The 17,168-nt window shown below is 72.2% G+C and carries 12 protein-coding genes; 9 read left to right on the forward strand and 3 right to left on the reverse strand.

What is annotated here, in order from left to right; genetic code table 11:
• Position 1 precedes the first annotated feature (1 nt).
• On the reverse strand, positions 2-856 hold the full coding sequence (locus AB0I91_RS18225) for a fumarylacetoacetate hydrolase family protein (RefSeq protein WP_499637625.1): 855 nt from the start codon (positions 854-856) through the stop codon (positions 2-4).
• Between the two features lie 115 nt (positions 857-971).
• Here AB0I91_RS18225 and AB0I91_RS18230 point away from each other — a divergent pair, with 115 nt between their 5' ends.
• Positions 972-4,172: a S8 family serine peptidase gene (locus AB0I91_RS18230; RefSeq protein ID WP_499637628.1), complete on the forward strand. Its 3,201-nt coding sequence runs from the start codon at positions 972-974 to the stop codon at positions 4,170-4,172.
• Positions 4,173-4,260: 88 nt separating this feature from the next.
• Complete coding sequence (locus AB0I91_RS18235; RefSeq protein WP_499637630.1) at positions 4,261-5,193, forward strand: N-acetylglucosamine kinase; 933 nt, start codon at positions 4,261-4,263, stop codon at positions 5,191-5,193.
• Between the two features lie 6 nt (positions 5,194-5,199).
• Here AB0I91_RS18235 and AB0I91_RS18240 read toward each other — a convergent pair whose 3' ends face one another.
• A complete protein-coding gene (locus tag AB0I91_RS18240; protein WP_498777796.1) occupies positions 5,200-5,841 on the reverse strand; it encodes a DUF3159 domain-containing protein in 642 nt (213 codons plus the stop codon).
• A gap of 140 nt (positions 5,842-5,981) precedes the next feature.
• On the opposite strand from AB0I91_RS18240, the gene AB0I91_RS18245 reads away from it, so the two are divergent.
• From AB0I91_RS18245 to AB0I91_RS18275, 7 genes are all read left to right on the forward strand, one after another.
• Positions 5,982-7,205, forward strand: a complete 1,224-nt coding sequence (locus AB0I91_RS18245; protein ID WP_498777798.1) for an ROK family transcriptional regulator — start codon at positions 5,982-5,984, stop codon at positions 7,203-7,205.
• A gap of 10 nt (positions 7,206-7,215) precedes the next feature.
• A complete protein-coding gene (locus AB0I91_RS18250; protein WP_499637633.1) occupies positions 7,216-8,544 on the forward strand; it encodes an ABC transporter substrate-binding protein in 1,329 nt (442 codons plus the stop codon).
• 2 nt (positions 8,545-8,546) lie between these two features.
• Positions 8,547-9,527 carry a carbohydrate ABC transporter permease gene (locus AB0I91_RS18255; RefSeq protein ID WP_498777803.1) on the forward strand — a complete coding sequence of 327 codons (981 nt, stop codon included), beginning with the start codon at positions 8,547-8,549 and terminating at the stop codon, positions 9,525-9,527.
• Positions 9,524-10,381, forward strand: coding sequence for a carbohydrate ABC transporter permease (locus tag AB0I91_RS18260; protein WP_498777805.1), 858 nt, complete (start codon positions 9,524-9,526; stop codon positions 10,379-10,381). Before AB0I91_RS18255 ends, AB0I91_RS18260 begins: the two co-directional genes overlap by 4 nt.
• Positions 10,378-11,646: a 6-phospho-beta-glucosidase gene (locus AB0I91_RS18265; protein WP_499637636.1), complete on the forward strand. Its 1,269-nt coding sequence runs from the start codon at positions 10,378-10,380 to the stop codon at positions 11,644-11,646. The genes AB0I91_RS18260 and AB0I91_RS18265 overlap by 4 nt, the downstream gene beginning before the upstream one ends.
• A complete protein-coding gene (locus AB0I91_RS18270) occupies positions 11,625-12,632 on the forward strand; it encodes an N-acetylglucosamine kinase (protein ID WP_499618471.1) in 1,008 nt (335 codons plus the stop codon). The genes AB0I91_RS18265 and AB0I91_RS18270 overlap by 22 nt, the downstream gene beginning before the upstream one ends.
• A gap of 241 nt (positions 12,633-12,873) precedes the next feature.
• A complete protein-coding gene (locus tag AB0I91_RS18275) occupies positions 12,874-13,638 on the forward strand; it encodes an SGNH/GDSL hydrolase family protein (RefSeq protein ID WP_499618472.1) in 765 nt (254 codons plus the stop codon).
• A gap of 705 nt (positions 13,639-14,343) precedes the next feature.
• Here the strand turns inward: AB0I91_RS18275 and AB0I91_RS18280 are convergent.
• Positions 14,344-17,136: an AfsR/SARP family transcriptional regulator gene (locus AB0I91_RS18280; protein ID WP_498777813.1), complete on the reverse strand. Its 2,793-nt coding sequence runs from the start codon at positions 17,134-17,136 to the stop codon at positions 14,344-14,346.
• Between the last annotated feature and the right edge of the window lie 32 nt (positions 17,137-17,168).

A 17,168-nucleotide genomic window follows, 5' to 3' on the forward strand; every position in this document is an offset into this window, starting at 1 on the left:
CTCACGCCTGCCCGAGCGTCTGCCGCTGCCTGCCCAGCCCGTCGATCTCCAGCTCCACCACGTCGCCCGCCCGCAGGTACGGCTTGGGCTCAGGTTGGCCGAGCGCCACGCCCGCCGGCGTGCCGGTGTTGATGACGTCACCTGGTCGGAGGACGAGGAACCAGCTCAGGTAGCGGACCAGCTCGGCCACCGGGAAGATCATGTTCTTGGTGGACGAGTCCTGCCGCGGCACGCCGTTGACCCACAGCCGCATGCCGAGCGCCTGCGGGTCGCCGACCTCGGCCGCGGGCACGAGGAAGGGGCCGAGCGGGTTGAACGTCTCGCAGTTCTTGCCCTTGTCCCACTGCCCGCCGCGCTCGAGCTGGAACTCGCGCTCGCTGACGTCGTGGGACACCGCGTACCCGGCGACGCAGGTCAAGGCCTCTTCGGCGGACTCCAGGTACCGGGCCTCGCGGCCGATGACCACGGCCAGCTCGACCTCCCAGTCCGTCTTCGTCGACCGGCGCGGCACCAGCACCTCGTCGTTCGGGCCGACGATCGTGTCCGGTGTCTTGAGGAACACCACCGGCTCGGTCGGGAGCTGGGCGCCGGTCTCCTCCGCGTGGTCGCGGTAGTTGAGGCCGATGCAGACGATCTTGCCGACGCCCGCGACCGGCGGCCCGATCCGCACGCCGTCCGCCACGATCGGGTGGAGTTCGCCGGCGGCGAGCGCGGCCCGCGCGCGGGCGATGCCGTCGTCGGCCAGGAAGGCGCCGGTCACGTCGTCGGTCACCGGGGTCAGGTCGTACGTGACGCCGTCGTCGGCACGGACGGCGGGTCGTTCGGAGCCCAGCGGTCCCAGGCGCAGCAACTGCACGGCAGGTCCTCCTCGAAAAGCCGGTCGACAGATCGGATGTATAGCGCTCTCCGACAGCTCCGTCTAGAGGACGTCCAGTTAGTGGTCCGATGAATCCCGGTTACGAAGGGTCGCGATGAAACTCCACCGCGCGGTGTGGGCGTCCACCGCCACCGCCGCACTGCTCGGCACGCTCCTCGTCGGCAGCGCCTCGGGAGCCGACCCCGCGGCCAGACCGCTGCCGCCGAACCGCGCCGACCACGCGAGCGGCGGGTCGTCCGAGCGGGTCGGCACGGCGCTCGCCCGCGCCACCGGGCCGGTCACCGCGTTCGTCGAGCTGACCACGACCCCGGCCACCAGGGCGTACGGCGACGAGAAGGCGCGCGGCGGGCCCGACCCCGCGGCGGCCGCACGAGCCGCCCGGCAGCACGCCGACGCGCAGGCCGACCGGGTGCTGACCGCGCTGCGGGGCCAGGACGCCACCACCCGGGAGATCGCCAAGACGCACAACGCGGTGCCGGGCGTGGTGGTCGCCGCCGACGCCGCGAGCCTGCGCGGGCTGACCGCGTTGCCCGAGGTCGAGTCCGTGCGGCTGACCGTGCCGAAGTCGGTCCGCAACGCGGGCGCGGTCGAGCTGACGCGCGCCGCGCGGGTGTGGCGGGACACCGGCCGGTACGGCGAGGGCCTGCGCATCGGCGTCATCGACACCGGCGTCGACTACACGCACGCCGACTTCGGCGGCCCCGGCACCACCGCCGCCCACGAGGCCGTCGACCCGACCGGGCCGTGGACGCCGACCGCCAAGGTCGTCGGGGGCCACGACTTCGCGGGCGACGCCTACGACTCGGCCAAGCCGGAGCAGGCGGTGCCGGCGCCCGACCCGAACCCCGTGGACTGCCAGGGCCACGGCACGCACGTCGCGGGCACCGCCGCCGGGTACGGCGAGAACGCCGACGGCACGCCGTTCACCGGCGACTACTCGGCGTTGACGCCCGAGGCGGTGGCAGGCATGCGGATCGGGCCCGGCACCGCGCCGAAGGCCTCGCTGTACGCGTTGAAGGTGTTCGGCTGCACGGGGGCGACCGAGCTGGTCGGGCAGGCCCTCGACTGGTCGCTCGACCCGAACGGCGACGGCGACTTCGGCGACCGCCTCGACGTGGTCAACCTGTCGCTGGGCGGCGACTTCGCGGGCCAGGACGACCCGGACAGCCTGTTCGTGCGCAAGGTCGTGGAGCACGGCGTGGTGGTGGTCGCGGCGGCCGGCAACGGCGGCGACTTCTACGACGTCGGCGGCTCGCCCGCGAACACGCCCGAGGCGTTGGCGGTGGCCAACACGCGGGACGCGTTCGCGCTGCTCGACGGGGTCGAGGTGGGCGGCGCGAGCCAGGCGGGGCAGTACAGCAAGAGCTACGCCGGGTACGCCGCGCTGGACGTGACGCTGCCCGTCGTGCCGGTGTCCGACCCGGAGAACCTCGACGGCTGCGCGCCGATCGCCGAGGACCTGACCGGCAGGTTCGTGTGGCTGGAGTGGGACGAGGACGACGCGACGCGCGAGTGCGGCTCGGCCGCGCGGACCGACAACGCCGAGGCGGCGGGCGCGCGGGGCGTGCTGCTGCCCGCCACCAGCGAGCACTTCAAGGCCGCCATCGCGGGCAACGCGGGCATCCCGGCGTTCCAGTTCACGCGTGCGGCGACCGACGCCGTGCGGCCCGCGTTGGCCGACGGGACGCTCCGGGTGCGGATGCTCGGCTCGCTGCGCAACGCCGTGCCGACGATGACGCCGACCCTGGCGGACACGATCACGCCGTCGTCCTCGCGCGGGTCGCGCGGGGCCGCGGCGGCCAAGCCGGACGTGGCCGCGCCCGGTGACACGATCGTGTCCGCGTCGGCAGGCACGGGGGCCGAGGCGGTGAGCATGGGCGGCACGTCCATGGCCGCGCCGCACGTGGCCGGCATCGCCGCACTGGTGCGCGAGGCGCGTCCGGAGTGGACGGTCGAGGAGGTCAAGGCCGCGATCATGAACACCGCGACCGGCGACGTGACCGACGGCGACGACCACACCACCGGCACGCCCGAGGCGCCGATGCGGGTCGGCGCGGGCCGGGTGGACGCGCTGGACGCGGTCGGCGTCGACCTGCTGGCCATGGTCGCGGACGACCCCGGCACCGTCGGCGTGTCGTTCGGGCCGGTCGAGGCGGCGGAGCCGCTGTCGGTGGGCAAGACGGTGGAGGTGGTGAACAAGTCGGCGTCGGTGCGCACGGCCCGGGTGACCTACCAGCCCGCGACCACCGTGCCCGGCGCGGCGTTCGAGGTCTGGCCGCCGGTGCTCGTCGTGCCGCCGGGCGGGACCGCGTCGGTCGACGTGACGCTGACCGTCACGCCCGGGGAGCTGCGGAAGGCGGCCGACCCGACGATCGAGAAGGTGCACGCGGACGTGGCGCGGCAGTTCCTGGCGGAGGCGTCCGGTCGGCTGCTCGTGCGGTCCGGCGACCGCACGCTCCGGGTGCCGGTGTACGCCGCGCCGAAACCGGTCGCGGACGTGGCGGCGGTCGACCGCGGTGACGGCGCGGTGGAGCTGGGCGGACGTGCGCTGGACCAGGGCGAGGGCGACGAGGCCTACCGGTCGTTGGTGAGCGCGTTCGCGCTGCACGGCTCCAGCCCCGAGCTGCCCGACTGCGCGGACGGGGTGCAGGCCGAGTGCGCGGTCAACGGGTCGGCCCGGGGCGGTGACCTGCGGTACGTCGGGGCGGGCGTCGGTGCCGGGATGCTCGCGTTCGGGGTCGTGACCTGGCGGAACTGGGTCACGCTCGGCATCGCCACCAGCCCGGGGATCCGGATCGACACCAACGGCGACGGCGCGCACGACTACACCGTGAGCGCGGTGAAGCCGAGCGTCGCCGAGGTCGTGACGGCGGACGTGTGGCTGGCGCGGACCGTGCGCGAGGCGGACGGCGCGGTGGTCGACGAGCAGCCGCTCAACGGCCAGTACGGCGACGTGGACACCAACCTCATGGACAGCGACGTGGTGGTGCTGCCGGTGGCGTTGACCGCGTTGGGCATCGACCCGGCGGCCGGCAGCGCACCGTTGACCTACACGGTCGTGACGTCCGGGCACTACCCGGCGCCGGGCAACGCGGACCTGCTCGTGGACCGGATCGACACGCCGATGGCGTTCGACCCGCTGCGGCCGGGGCTCGGCGTCGAGGGCGGGGTGTCGTTCGTGGCGGAGCCGGGCGCGGTGCTGCGGGTGCGGCGGGGCGAGTCGGCCGGGGGACTGCTGTTGCTGCACCACCACAACGCGTCCGGCCACCGCGCGCAGGTGCTCGCGGTCCGCTGACGCCCGTTCGGCCTGCTACGCAGAGCCAGGTCCGGCACAACCCGGTTGGGTGTGCCGGACCTCGTTCGTGCTGGGCATACTCGGGCGAATGGGTTTCGTAGTAGGTCTGGACGCGGGCGGCACGAGCACTCGGGCGTTGGTGCTCGACCTGGACGGCACCCGGTTGGGCGCCGGGATGGCCGGCGGCGCGAACCCCAACTCCCATCCGCCGGAGACGGCCGCCACGCACGTCCGGCAGGCGTTGACGGCGGCGTTGGAGGGGTTGGACCCGGCGAAGGTCGAGTCGGGCGTGCTCGGCATGGCCGGGTCGAGCAAGCTGCTCAGCGATCCGGCGGTGGCGGCGCTGTTCGAGGCGGCGTGGGCGGGCGCCGGGCTGCGGTGCCCGATGCGGGTGATCACGGACTGCGAGGCGGCGTTCGCGACGGGGTCGGCGTCGCCCGACGGGACCGTGCTGGTGGCGGGGACGGGGTCGATCGCGGCCCGGATCGAGCACCACGAGCTGGTGTCGACGGCCGGCGGGTACGGGTGGCTGCTGGGTGACGAGGGTTCGGCGTTCTGGCTGGGGCGTGAGGCGGTGCGGGCGACCCTGGTGGCGTTGGAGCGGGACGAGCCGGACGAGCTGACCACCGCCGTGCTGGCCCGTGCCGACGTCCCCGACGTGCCGCGACGTGACCAGTGGCGGCGGTTGATCACGGTGGCGAACAACGCCGCGCCGATCGCCCTGGCGACCTACGCGCCCCTCGTGACGGCGCACGCCACGGCCCCGTCCGCCGACCGGATCATCACCGCCGCCGTGCGGACCCTGGCCGACCTGGCCGAGGCCGCCCGCCCCGCCGACGACCGCTCGCCGATCGTCCTGATGGGCAGCCTGGTCCACGCCCAGCCGCTGGGGTCGCGCCTCAAGCTCGAACTGACCACCCGCACCTCGGCGCCCGTCACCGCCGCCACCGAGGGCGCCGCCGGCGCGGCCTGGCTGGCCGCCGTGAAGGTCCTGGGCGACTCCGCCCCCCGCCCCGCCTGACCCGGGTCAGGGGGACGGGGTGCGGGGGTGGCGCAGGCCCGGGTGGTCGGCGGGGAGGGTTCGGCGGAGGACCCACCAGCTCACGGCGATGCACGCCACCTGCAGCGGCCAGGTCAGGGCGGCGCGCATGATGCCCAGCAGGACCACCTCGCCGGCCAGCCACAGGGCGCCGAACACGAGCACGCGGAGGATGTACTGGCCCACCCACGGCCAGGACGCGTAGCGGTACGCGCGGAGCAGGTCGGGGTCCTGCCGCCAGCGGAACTTCTGGCCCGTGATCAGGCCGACCACCACGCCGAGGAGCGGCCAGCGCAGGACGATCGACGCCGACCAGACCAGGGCCGACGCCGCGTTGAGGAAGATCTGCACGAGGAAGAAGTCCTCGGCCCGGCCCGTTTGCAGGGCGACGTAGGCGGCCAGGACCACCAGCGCCACGGAGACCAGCAGCGCGCGCGGGCGACCGCCCCGGACGACCCGGACCAAGCCGACGACCACGCCGCACGCGACCGCCGCCAGGGCGCCGACGGCGATCGAGCTCCCGCCCAGCAGCCACCCCACGACGAACGCCAGCGGCGGCAGCGAGGCGTCCAGCGCCCCGCCCCGCCCGCCGAGCAGTGCGGCCAGCGACTCCTGACGCGTGTCGGTCATGACTCCAGGGTGCCTTAGGCCTACCTAACCCAGGTAACGGACCCGTCTCGGAACATTGACCCCCGTGAGCCCCGTCACTAGCGTCTCCACGAAATCGTCTGGAAAGTTACCAGACAGGACCGTCACGGACAGGAGACCCGATGCGAGCCGGGAGCCCGAGGCTGCTGCGCGAGATCAACGACCGCGCCGCCATCGAGGCGCTGCTCCGCAACGGCCCGCTGACCAGGGCGGAGCTGGAAGGGATCATCGGCCTGTCCAAGCCGGCCACCGCGCAGCTGCTCACCCGCCTCGAAGACGAGGGCACGGTCCTGCGCAACGGCCTGCGCGGCGGCGGACGCGGCCCGCGGGCGCAGCTCTGGACGGTCAACGGCGCGCTGGCCCACGTCGCCGCCGTCGACCTCACCCCGGACTCGGTCGACATCGCCATCGCCGACATCTCCGGCGCCACGCTCACCGAGCACCGCGCGCCCATGCCGAAGACCGACGTGCTGGAGGCGTTCCACAGCGCGGTCACGAAGGCCGCGACCCAGGCGGGCCTCACCACCGACGCCCTGCACCACGTGGTCGTGGGCAGCCCCGGCGCGGTCGACCCGGCCACCGGCCGCCTCAACTACGCGCCGCACATGCCGGGCTGGGGGAACAAGAACATCCCCGAGGAGCTCGAAGCCCTCCTCGACACCTCCGTCACGGTCGAGAACGACGTCAACCTCGTCGCGCTGGAGGAGATGATCGCCGGCCGCGCGGTCGGCGTGCGGAACTTCGTCCTGCTCTGGCCCGCGGACGCGGTGGGCGCGGCCGTCGTCGTCAACGGCGTGCTGCTGCGCGGCGCGACCGGCGGCGCGGGCGAGATCGACGCGATGCGGGTACCGGACCACGCGCACGCCGACACGGGCACCGAGCGCACCGGCAGCCGTTACGGCGACCTGCTCGACAGCCCCGGCATCGCCCGCCTGGCCCGCGCGCACGGCGTGTCCGCGCGCACCGGTCAGGCCGCCGTGGAGAAGGCGTTGAGCGAGGGACCGGCCGGCCGGGAGTTCCTGGTCGACCTGGCCCGCCGCGTCGCGACCGGCGTGGCGAACGTGATCGCCGTGCTCGACCCCGAACTGGTGCTGCTCTCCGGCGAGATCGCGCAGGCGGGCGGCACGACGCTCGCCGACCTCGTCGCCGCCGAGCTGCGCCGCCTGGTGGTGCCACGCACCCCCGTCAAGCTCGCCCTGGTGACCGGGAAACCGGTGCGCTCCGGCGCACTGCACTCCGCGCTGTCGGTCGTCAGGGAACAGGTGTTCGGTCTGCCCGCCGCCACGACCGAACCCTTCCGCGGTCCGAACCAGCAGGACGCGACCGCACCGAGCACGTCGACATGAAGGAGAGCACATGCGCAAGCTCCACCGCGCAGCGTTGTTGTGCGTGGCCGCGGCGGTGTCCCTGACCGCTTGTGCGGCGGGCTCCGGCGAGCAGGCCGAGGGGTCGGGACCGGCGGCGGCGCCCGGCAAGGAGGACCGGTTCTCCCTCACGGTCTGGAGCAACTACTCCGGCCGCGAGCAGGCCGAGGTCACCAAGGCCCTGGAGAGCTTCAAGGAGAAGTTCCCGAACGCCGAGATCAAGCACGAGGGCAGCCAGGACGACGACAAGATCACCGCGGGCATCCGCGGCGGCAACCCGCCGGACGTGGCCCTGTCGTTCACCACCGACAACATCGGCCAGTTCTGCTCCAGCGGCTCGTTCCAGGACCTCGAGCCCTACCTCGGGCGTGACGACGTGGACCTCGGCCAAATCACGGACGCCGTGCGCTCCTACACCGAGTACAAGGGCACCCGCTGCGCCATGCCCCTGCTCAGCGACGTCTACGGGCTGTACTACAACAAGGACATGCTCGCCGAGGCGGGCATCACCGAGCCGCCCAGGACGACCGCGGAGCTGCTGGACTTCGCCAAGCGCACCACCAAGAGGGCGGCGGACGGCTCGATCGAGGTCGCGGGCTTCCTGCCGAGCATGCCGTTCTACGCCAACAACCCGCAGATCTGGGCGCCGCACTTCGGCGCGAAGTGGGAGGCGCCGGACGGGAAGTCGGGGCTCGCGAGCCCGGAGTGGGCGCAGATGCTCACGTTCCAGAAGGAGCTCGTGGACTTCTACGGCTACGACGCCCTGGAGAGGTTCCGCGCGGGGCTCGGCCAGCAGTACTCCGCCGACCACGCGTTCCACCAGCGCAAGATCGCGATGATGATCGACGGCGAGTACCGCACCGCGTTCCTGCAGGACCAGGCGCCCGACGTGCGGTTCGGCACCGCGCCGTTCCCGACGGGCAAGCCCGAGCTGTACGGCACGGGGTTCACCGCCGGCACGATCATGGGCATCCCGAAGGGCGCGAAGAACCCCGGCGCGGCGTGGGAGCTGATCAAGCACCTGTCGTTCGACACGGAGACGATCGTCGAGCTGGCCAACGGGATCAAGAACATCCCGAGCACGAAGGCCGCGCTGGCCGACCCGCGCCTGGAGGTGGACGAGAACTTCAAGACGTTCATCGACCTGGCGACCTCCGACAAGCTCCAGGGCAACCCGGTGACGCCCATCGGTGACGCGCACATCAAGGCGATCAGCGACTTCGCCACGTCCTGGCAGGCTGGCGGGGTGCCCGACCTGATGGCCGGGCTGGCGGAAGTCGACCAGCAGATCGACGACCGGATCGCGAAGAGCGGCAAGTAGGGATGACGGCCACGCTGGAGCGCGTGGACGAGGCGCGGACCGCCCCCGCCGCGGGGCGGTCCCGGGCCCGCGCCCGTCACCGCCTGACCGTGCTGGCGTTCCTGGCGCCCGCGATCCTCGGGTTCGCCCTGTTCTTCGGCTACCCGCTGGTCGCCACGATCGCGTTCTCGTTCACCGAGTACGACCTGATCAACCCGCCGGAGTGGATCGGCTGGGAGAACTACGCCTACATGTTCTCCGACAAGCTGTTCCGCACCGCCGTGCACAACACGTTGTGGTTCGTGGTGGTGCTGACCGTCGCACGCGTGGTGTTCGCGCTGGGCGTGGCGTCGGTGATCGCACGGCTGAAGACGGGCGTGGGGCTGGTGCGCACCCTGTGCTACCTGCCGTCGTTGGCGCCGCCCGTCGCGGCGACGTTGGTCTTCTTCCTGGTCATGCGGCCGAACGAAGGGCCCCTGGACTCCTTCCTGGGCTGGTTCGGGATCGAAGGGCCGCTGTGGTTCGCCGATCCGGCGTGGGCCAAGCCGGGGATCGCGGCGGTCGTGCTGTGGGTGTCCGGGGACCTGATGATCATCATCCTGGCCGCGATCCTGGACGTGCCCCAGGAGCAGCACGAGGCCGCCGAGCTGGACGGCGCGGGGCCGGTGCGCCGGTGGTGGCACGTCACGCTGCCGTCGATCTCGCCGGTGCTGGCGTTCGGGGTGGTGAACTCGATCATCCTGGCGTTGCAGCTGTTCACGCAGGCCGTGGTGGCGGGTTCGGCGGCGAGCGGGTCGGCGGACGTGACGGGGTCGACGAAGGTGCTCGGGTTCCCGGAGAACTCGACGTTGACGTTCCCGGTGTGGCTGTACACGCAGGGCTTCAGGTACTTCGACATGGGGTACGCGGCGGCGATGGCCACGGTGTTGTTCGTCGTCTCGTTCGCGGCGACGGCGTTGTTGGTGCAGCGGATGCGCAAGGCGTCCTACCAGGAGGAGTCGTGACGGCGGCCGTCGGCGCGCGCGGGCCGGTCGCGTGGCGCAAGGTGCTGGACTGGGTGGCGGTGCACAGCCTCGGCCTCGCCCTGGGGTTGATGTTCACGCTGCCGATCGTCTTCGTCTTCCTGACGGCGGTCATGTCGGACAGCCAGGCGTTCACCGAGGACCTGTGGCCCCGCGAGTGGCACTGGGGCAACTTCCTGGAGGTGTTCGAGCAGGCGCCGTTGCTGACGTACCTGGGCAACAGCCTGCTGTACTCGATGCTGGCCACGGTCGGGATGCTGGCCAGCTCGATCCCGGCCGCGTACGCGCTGGCCAAGCTGCGGTGGCGTGGCCGGAACGTGGTCTTCCTGCTGGTGGTCGGCGCGATGATGCTGCCGCCGCAGGTCGTGGCCGTGCCGCTGTACGACACGTGGTCGGGCCTCGGGTTGACGGGGACGCTGTGGCCGCTGATCGTGCCCTACTTCCTGTTCGACGCCTTCAGCATCTTCCTGCTGCGCCAGTTCATCCTGACGATCCCGCAGTCCTACGTGGACGCGGCGCGGGTGGACGGCTGCACGGAGTTCCAGGCGCTGGTGCGGGTCGTCGTGCCGATGGCGCGGCCGGGCATCGCGGCGACCGCGCTGTTCTGCTTCCTCTACACCTGGAACGACTACTTCGGACCGCTGCTCTACACGAGCGAGAAGCCGGACCAGTGGACGCTGTCGTTGGCGCTGTCGACCTTCAAGGGCATGCACCACGTGCAGTGGAACCTGGCGATGGCCGTCACGTTGCTGATCATGGTCCCGGCGGTGGTGCTGTTCGTGTTCGCGCAGCGCTCCTTCGTCAAGGGCATCACATTCACGGGGGTCAAGGGGTGAAGCTCACCGTTGTCGGTGGCGGGTCGACCTACACGCCGGAACTGGTCGACGGGATCGCGGGGCGGCGGACCAGCCTCGAAGTGGACGAGATCGTGCTCGTGGACCCGGACCTGGCGCGGCTGGAGGTGGTCGGGGCGTTCTCGCGGCGGTTGCTGGAGCACGCGGGCCACCCGGCGCGGGTGACCACGACCGACGACCTGGAGCGTGGCGCCGACGGGGCGTCGGCGGTGTTGCTGCAGCTCAGGGTCGGCGGGCAGGCGGCACGTGCGTCGGACGAGACGTTCCCGCTGGTGTGCGACTGCGTCGGTCAGGAGACGACCGGCGCGGGCGGGCTGGCCAAGGCGCTGCGGACCGTGCCGGTGGTGCTGGACATCGCGCGGCGGGTGCGGGAGGTGGCGGGTGACGCGTGGATCGTGAACTTCACCAACCCGGTGGGGATCGTGACGCGGGCGTTGCTGGCCGAGGAGCACCGGGCGGTCGGGCTGTGCAACGTGGCGATCACGTTCCAGCGGTGGACGGCGGCGTTGCTGGGGGTCGAGCCGGACTCGGTGCGGCTGGAGCACGTCGGGCTCAACCACCTGAGCTGGGAGACGGGGGTGTTCGTCGACGGCGTCGACCGGCTGCCGGAGCTGCTGGCGGGGCACGCCGACGCGGTGGGCGAGCACATCGGGCTGCCCGGGTCGTTCCTGCGGCGGTTGGGGATGGTGCCGTCGTACTACCTGAAGTACTTCTACGACCACGACGAGGTGGTGCGCAGGCAGAAGACCGAGCCGCCGCGCGCCGAGGTGGTGGCGGGCGTGGAGAAGGAGCTGCTGGACTTGTACGGGGACGTGGCGGTGGTGACCAAGCCGGCGCAGCTCTCGCAGCGCGGGGGCGCGTACTACTCGGAGGCGGCGGTGCAGCTGGTGCACGCGTTGACCGGCGGCACGGGCGCGGAGCAGCACGTGGTGAACGTCCGCAACGGCGGCACGCTGCCGTTCCTGCCGGCGGACGCGGTGGTCGAGGTGCCCGCGGTGGTCGACGGCGGCGGTGCGACGCCGCTGCCCGTGCCGCCCGTGCCGCCGGCGGTGGCCGGGTTGATCGCGCACGTGACGAGCTACGAGCACCTGGCGTTGGAGGCGGCGGTGCGCGGCGGGCGCGACCGGGTGGCGGACGCGTTGCTCGCGCACCCGCTGGTCGGGCAGTACGCGTTGGCCGAACGGCTGGCCGACGAGCTCGTGGCGCGCAACGCGGACTTCCTGCCGTGGGCGAGGGGATCGGCGTGACCGACCGGGTGCTCGCCCTCGACGGCGGGAACAGCAAGACGGCCGTGGCGCTGGTCGACGTGGACGGGCGGGTGCTCGCCGACGTGCGCGGGCCCGGCGCGTCGCCGCAGAACGTGGGGTTGGCGCGGAGCCTGGAGGTGTTCGACGGGCTGGTGCGCGAGGCGGCGCGGCGGGCGGGGTTGCCGGGCGGTGGGCCGGTGGCCGCCCACACGGCCGCCTACCTGGCCGGCGCCGACCTGCCCAAGGAGGAGGACGACCTGCGCGCGGCGGTCGAGGCGCAGGGGTGGTCCGCGACGTCGGTGGTCGGGAACGACACGTTCGCGCTGCTCAGGGCGGGTACGACCGACGGGATCGGCGTGGCCGTGGTGTGCGGGGCTGGCATCAACTGCGTGGCGGTCGCGCCGGACGGGCGGACGCACCGGTTCCCCGCGTTGGGGAGGATCTCCGGCGACTGGGGTGGCGGTGGTCACCTCGGGTCGGAGGCGTTGTGGCTGGCGGTGCGGGCGGAGGACGGGCGTGGTGAGCCGACGGCGTTGCTGGACGCGCTGATCGCGCACTACGGGACGGCGACGTTGGCCGAGGCGGTGCAGCGGCTGCACTTCGCGGAGGTCGAGTTCGACCCGCACGCCCTGTGCCCGGTGTTGTTCGAGGTGGCGGCGGGTGGTGACGCGGTGGCGCGGACGGTGGTCGACCGGCTGGTGGAGGAGGTCGTGCTGCTGGCGCGGGTGTCGTTGTCGCGGTTGGAGCTGCTGGCGGAGCCGGTGGACGTGGTGCTCGGTGGTGGGGTGTTGACCGGGACGGGCGGTGTGGTGGTCGACGCGGTGGCGGCGCGGTTGGGCGCGGTCGCGCCGGCGGCCCGGGTGAAGGTGGTGGACGTGCCGCCGGTGGTGGGGGCGGCGTTGTTGGGGTTGGACGCGGTGGGCGCGTCGGCCGGGGCGGAGGCGCGGTTGCGCGCGGCGTACGAGTCGGAGGTGCGGGTCGGGTAGGCGGTGAGGTTGGTGTGGCGGGGTGGGTAGGTGGTGTGAGGGGGTGGTAGGCGGCGGGGTCAGTGATTTGCGCCGCACTCCGGTGGGAGAACCTGATGAATCACCCATTGCCGACACTGGTTCACACCAGCGAGTGACACCTTGGTAACGGCGTTGCCAACCGGCGCTGGCGTGGGGCCGACTTCGCGTTGCATGCTGTTCTGCGCGGTCATTGGGGGTGCCGCGCGGAGTGGAGGGACGCATGGAGGGACTCGACAGTTTCGTCGCGGTGGGGGACAGCTTCACCGAGGGGATGGACGACCCGGCGCCGAACGGGACGTACGTGGGGTGGGCCGACCGGCTGGCCGCGATGATCTCCGCCAAGCAGCAGGGTTTCCGGTACGCCAACCTCGCGATCCGGGGCAAGATGCTCCAGGAGATCGTGGACGAGCAGATCCCGCTGGCGGCGGCGTTGAAGCCGAAGCTGGTGACGCTGTGCGGTGGCGGCAACGACATCCTGGTGCCCGGGAGCGACGCGGACGCGTTGGCCGAGGTGTACGAGATCGCGGTGGCCGACCTGCGGGCGGCCGGCGCGGAGGTCGTCATCTTCACCGGGTTCGACCCGAAGCACACGCCGTTCCTGCGGTCGTTGCGCGGGAAGATCGCGATCTACAACAGCCACCTGTGGTCGGTGGCCGAGCGCTACCACTGCAAGGTGGTCGACCTGTGGTCGATGACCGTGCTGCACGACCGGCGCGCGTGGAGCAACGACCGGCTGCACCTGTCGCCCGAGGGTCACCGGCGGGTGGCGTTGCGGGTGGCCGAGGTGCTGGGGGTCGAGACGGACGATGCGTGGAACACGCCCTGGCCGCCGTTGATCGACGAGGACTGGATGACGCAGCGGCGGCACGACCTGAAGTGGGCGCGGGAGCACGTGGTGCCGTGGATCGGGCGGCAGTTGCGGGGTGAGTCGATGGGTGACGGGTTGGCGCCGAAGCGGCCGGAGCTGCTGCCGGTTTGCGACTGAAGTCCGATTTGCCTTTGGTGCCCGGTTTGCAGCTTGCGTGCGGTTCGTAGGTGCGGTCTGGTTTGAGGTGGCAGGGCTCGTTGGTTGGTGGTGCGGGGTCGTTTGGTCTGGCCTGGTTCAGTCCGGCTCGATTTGACATGGGGCCCTTACGGGCACCCCAGGCAGGCCAAAGCCGGGCAGGCCTGGCGGGAAAAGCGTCCGCCAAGCCTGCCCGGCTTCGACCAACCTATGGCACCCGAACCCATGTCAAATCGGGCCTAGGTGCGGATGTGCGGGTCCGTTGTGGGCGGGCTGGGTGTGGTGGACCCGGTGGGTGGTTGCGGGTCCGTTGTGCGGCGTTGGGGCGAGGGCTGCGTGTGCGGCCGTCGGGGTTGGCGGTTTCGAATCCGATGTGGTGCGGCTCGGCAGTGCCCGCGAGGTCGCGTCGATCGTTCGCGGCTCATTTTCCGGCGATCACGCTTTTCGATCGTCGGAAAATGAGGCGCGAGCGGTCGACTTCCCGGCGACCTCGCCCGCCGTCTGCGGAGCAGCGGCAATTCAACAGAGCCGACTGGCCGGCGCTCTCCCCCGAACGCCGGCCAGTCGGGGTTGGGTGGCTTCCCCCCTGGTTCCCCCTACCAAGAGCCACCCGGGCGCTGACCGCGACTCGATTGATCAGCGCGCCTATAAGTTCCCACGACTTCGCCAGGTCGAGCTAAACAGCGGCTAAACCTCGGAGGTCAAGGCTTCAAGAGCCGTTCGGACCAACATCGCGCGCGGTGAGCCCAGGCGTACGAACAACCGAAGCGATTCCGCCAGCTCCGCTTGTGCCGCAACCCGTTCCCCCCGTCTGGCGAGCACCGATCCGAGCACTTGCCGGCCGAACGCCTCCTCGAACTGCATCGAGCCGCCGCGCGTCAGTTCCACCCCTTGCCGAGCGTGTTCCTCGGCCTCCGGTAACAGGCCCAGTTCGGCGTAGAGCTCGGCCAGGTTGTTCATCGCGACCGCGTACGCCCGCTCGTCGCCGTTGCGGTGGTAGATCTCCATTGCCAGGAATTGGTGTTGGGCCGCCGTTTCGCGTTGGCCGAGTCGTTGCTCCACTTGGGCCAGGTTGTTGAGCACGGTGGCTTCGCCGAGCGCGTCGCCGTCCCGGCGGGCCAGGTCGACGGCTTCGCGGTAGTGCCCCAGGGCTTCTTCCACCCGGTCCTCGGCGACCAGGGCCAGCGCCAGCTGGCCGAGGGTCATGACCAGGTAGCGGGGCTCGGCCAGGTCCACGGCTATCCGGTGGGCCAGCCGGGCCTGGTCGAGGGTGCCGCGCAGGGTTCCGGCGCGGTTGTCGACGTCGTGCATGGCGCTGAGCACGAGCATCTCGCCGCGGCGGTCGCCGATGACCCTCGCCGAGGCGAGGCCGAACTCGGCGATGGCCTGCCACTCGCGGCTGACGAGCCTGGTCACGCAGTAGGTGTGGACGAGTCGGACGAGTTGCCAGACCTCCACGTGCAGGCCGGCCTCCGAGCCCGCGTGCACGAGCGCGATGAGGTTGGACCACTCCTTGTCGAACCAGGACAGGGCCTGCGAGGAGGTGGCCGGTCTCGGCACGGCGGAGTCGCCGGTGAAGTCGAGGCCGTCCGACGGCGGTCTGATCAGGCGTCTCGCGTGGTCGCAGGCGCACAGGTAGTGGTCCATCAGGCGACGCAGGCCGCGTTCCCGGTGTTCGACGACGCCGCGGGCGTAGAGGCGGACCAGGTCGTGCAGGACGAAGCCGCCGCGCCACTGCTCCACGAGGAGGTGCGCGTCGGCGAGGTCGGCCAGGCGGGCGGCGGCGGTGCCCAGGTCGATGTCGCAGACGGCGGAGATGGCGTGCGGGCTCACCCAGCGGCCTGGCACGAGGCCCGCGGCGCGGAAGGTCTCCGCCAGTTCCGGCGGGAGGTTGCGGTACGACACCGCCAGGGCGCGTTCCACACCGACGCCGGTGTCGGCCAGGTCCAGGGTGCGCAGCCGCGCTTCGTCGTCGGAGAGCTGCGCCACCAGGTCCTCGACCGTCCACTCCGGACTGAAGACGAGCTTCGCGGCGGCGATCCGGAGGGCGAGGGGCAGGTTGCCGCACAGTTCCACCAGCATGCGGGTGGCCGCGGGCTCCTGGTCGGACAGGGGCTTGCCGACGACCTCGTCGACCAGGCGGATGGACTCCTCCTCGGACAACGTGTCCAGCGTGAGCATCCGGGCGCCGTTGCTCACCACCAGGGACTCCAGGCGCCGGCGGCTGGTCACCAGGACGACCGACCCGGCGCCGGGCGGCAGGAGCAGGCGGACGTGCTCGGGGTCCCACGCGTCGTCCAGCACGACCAGGACGCGCCGCTTGGCCAGCACCGAGCGGTACAGGCCGACGCGGTCGTCCAGGTCCCGGGGGACGCCGTCGGCGGGCACGCCCAGCGCGAGCAGGAAGCGGGCCAGGACCTCGGCCGGCTCGACCGGGTCGCGGCCGGGGGCGAAGCCGTTCAGGGAGGCGAACAGGAGGCCGTCGGGGAACTGCTCGGCCCGGCGGTGGCCCCAGGTGACGGCGAGCTCGCTCTTGCCGATGCCGGCCGCCCCGTTGACCACGGCGATGGTCGTGGCGGCCAGGTCGCGCGAGTCGCACAGGCGGTCCAGCCAGGCCAGTTCCTCGTCGCGACCGATGAAACCGCTGGCCGCGGCGGGCAACTGGGCCGGCACGACGACGCCGGGACGCGGTGGCACGAGGGCGGGCTCCGCCAGGCCGGGCGAGCTGAGCGCCGGGTCGTCGCGGAGCACCTGCTCGTGCAGCACGCGCAGGCCGGGGCCGGGGTCTATGCCGAGCTCGTCCACGACGCGCCGGTGGAAGCGCTGGTAGGCCTCCAGCGCGTCGGCGCGCTGACCCGAGCGGTACAGGGCGCGCATCATGTGGCCGACCAGCCGCTCCCGGAACGGGTACTCGTTCACCAGCTGCCGCAGCTCGCCGACGAGTTCGAGGTGGCGGCCCAGTTCCAGCTCGGCCTCGATGCGCTCTTCCACTGCGGCAAGCCGAAGCTCCTCCAGGTCGGAGGTGACCGGGTCGCCCGGCACGTCCGCCAGCACCTGGCCGCGCCACAGGCCGAGCGACTCGCGCAGCAGCTGCGCCCGGATCGGCGCGGGCTTGCCGCGCGCGCTCGACACGAGCTGCCTGGCCCGGTGGAAGTCCAGCCGCCACGGGTCGACCGAGAGCTGGTAGCCGGGCGGCGTGGTGAGGATCCGCGCCGAGCCCGCCGGGTCGGCCTCCTCCAGCATCCTGCGCAGCCGCGACACGTAGCCGTGCACGATCGTCCTGGCCGTCGCGGGCGGCTCGTCGGCCCAGAGGCTGTCCACGATCTCGTCGATCGGGACGACCCGGTTGGCGTCGAGCACCAGCATCGCGAGCAGGCCGCGCATCCCCTTGCGGCCGATGACGAGCTGTCGGCCGTCCGCGAGCACCTGCAACGGTCCGAGGACGCCGAACTCCAGCCCGCTCTTGCTCCGGTCAGCCATGCCCCTCCCCCGCCTCGTGCGCTACGGCTCGG

This window comes from Actinosynnema sp. NPDC049800 (genome assembly GCF_040656635.1).
Taxonomy (GTDB): Bacteria; Actinomycetota; Actinomycetes; order Mycobacteriales; family Pseudonocardiaceae; genus Actinosynnema.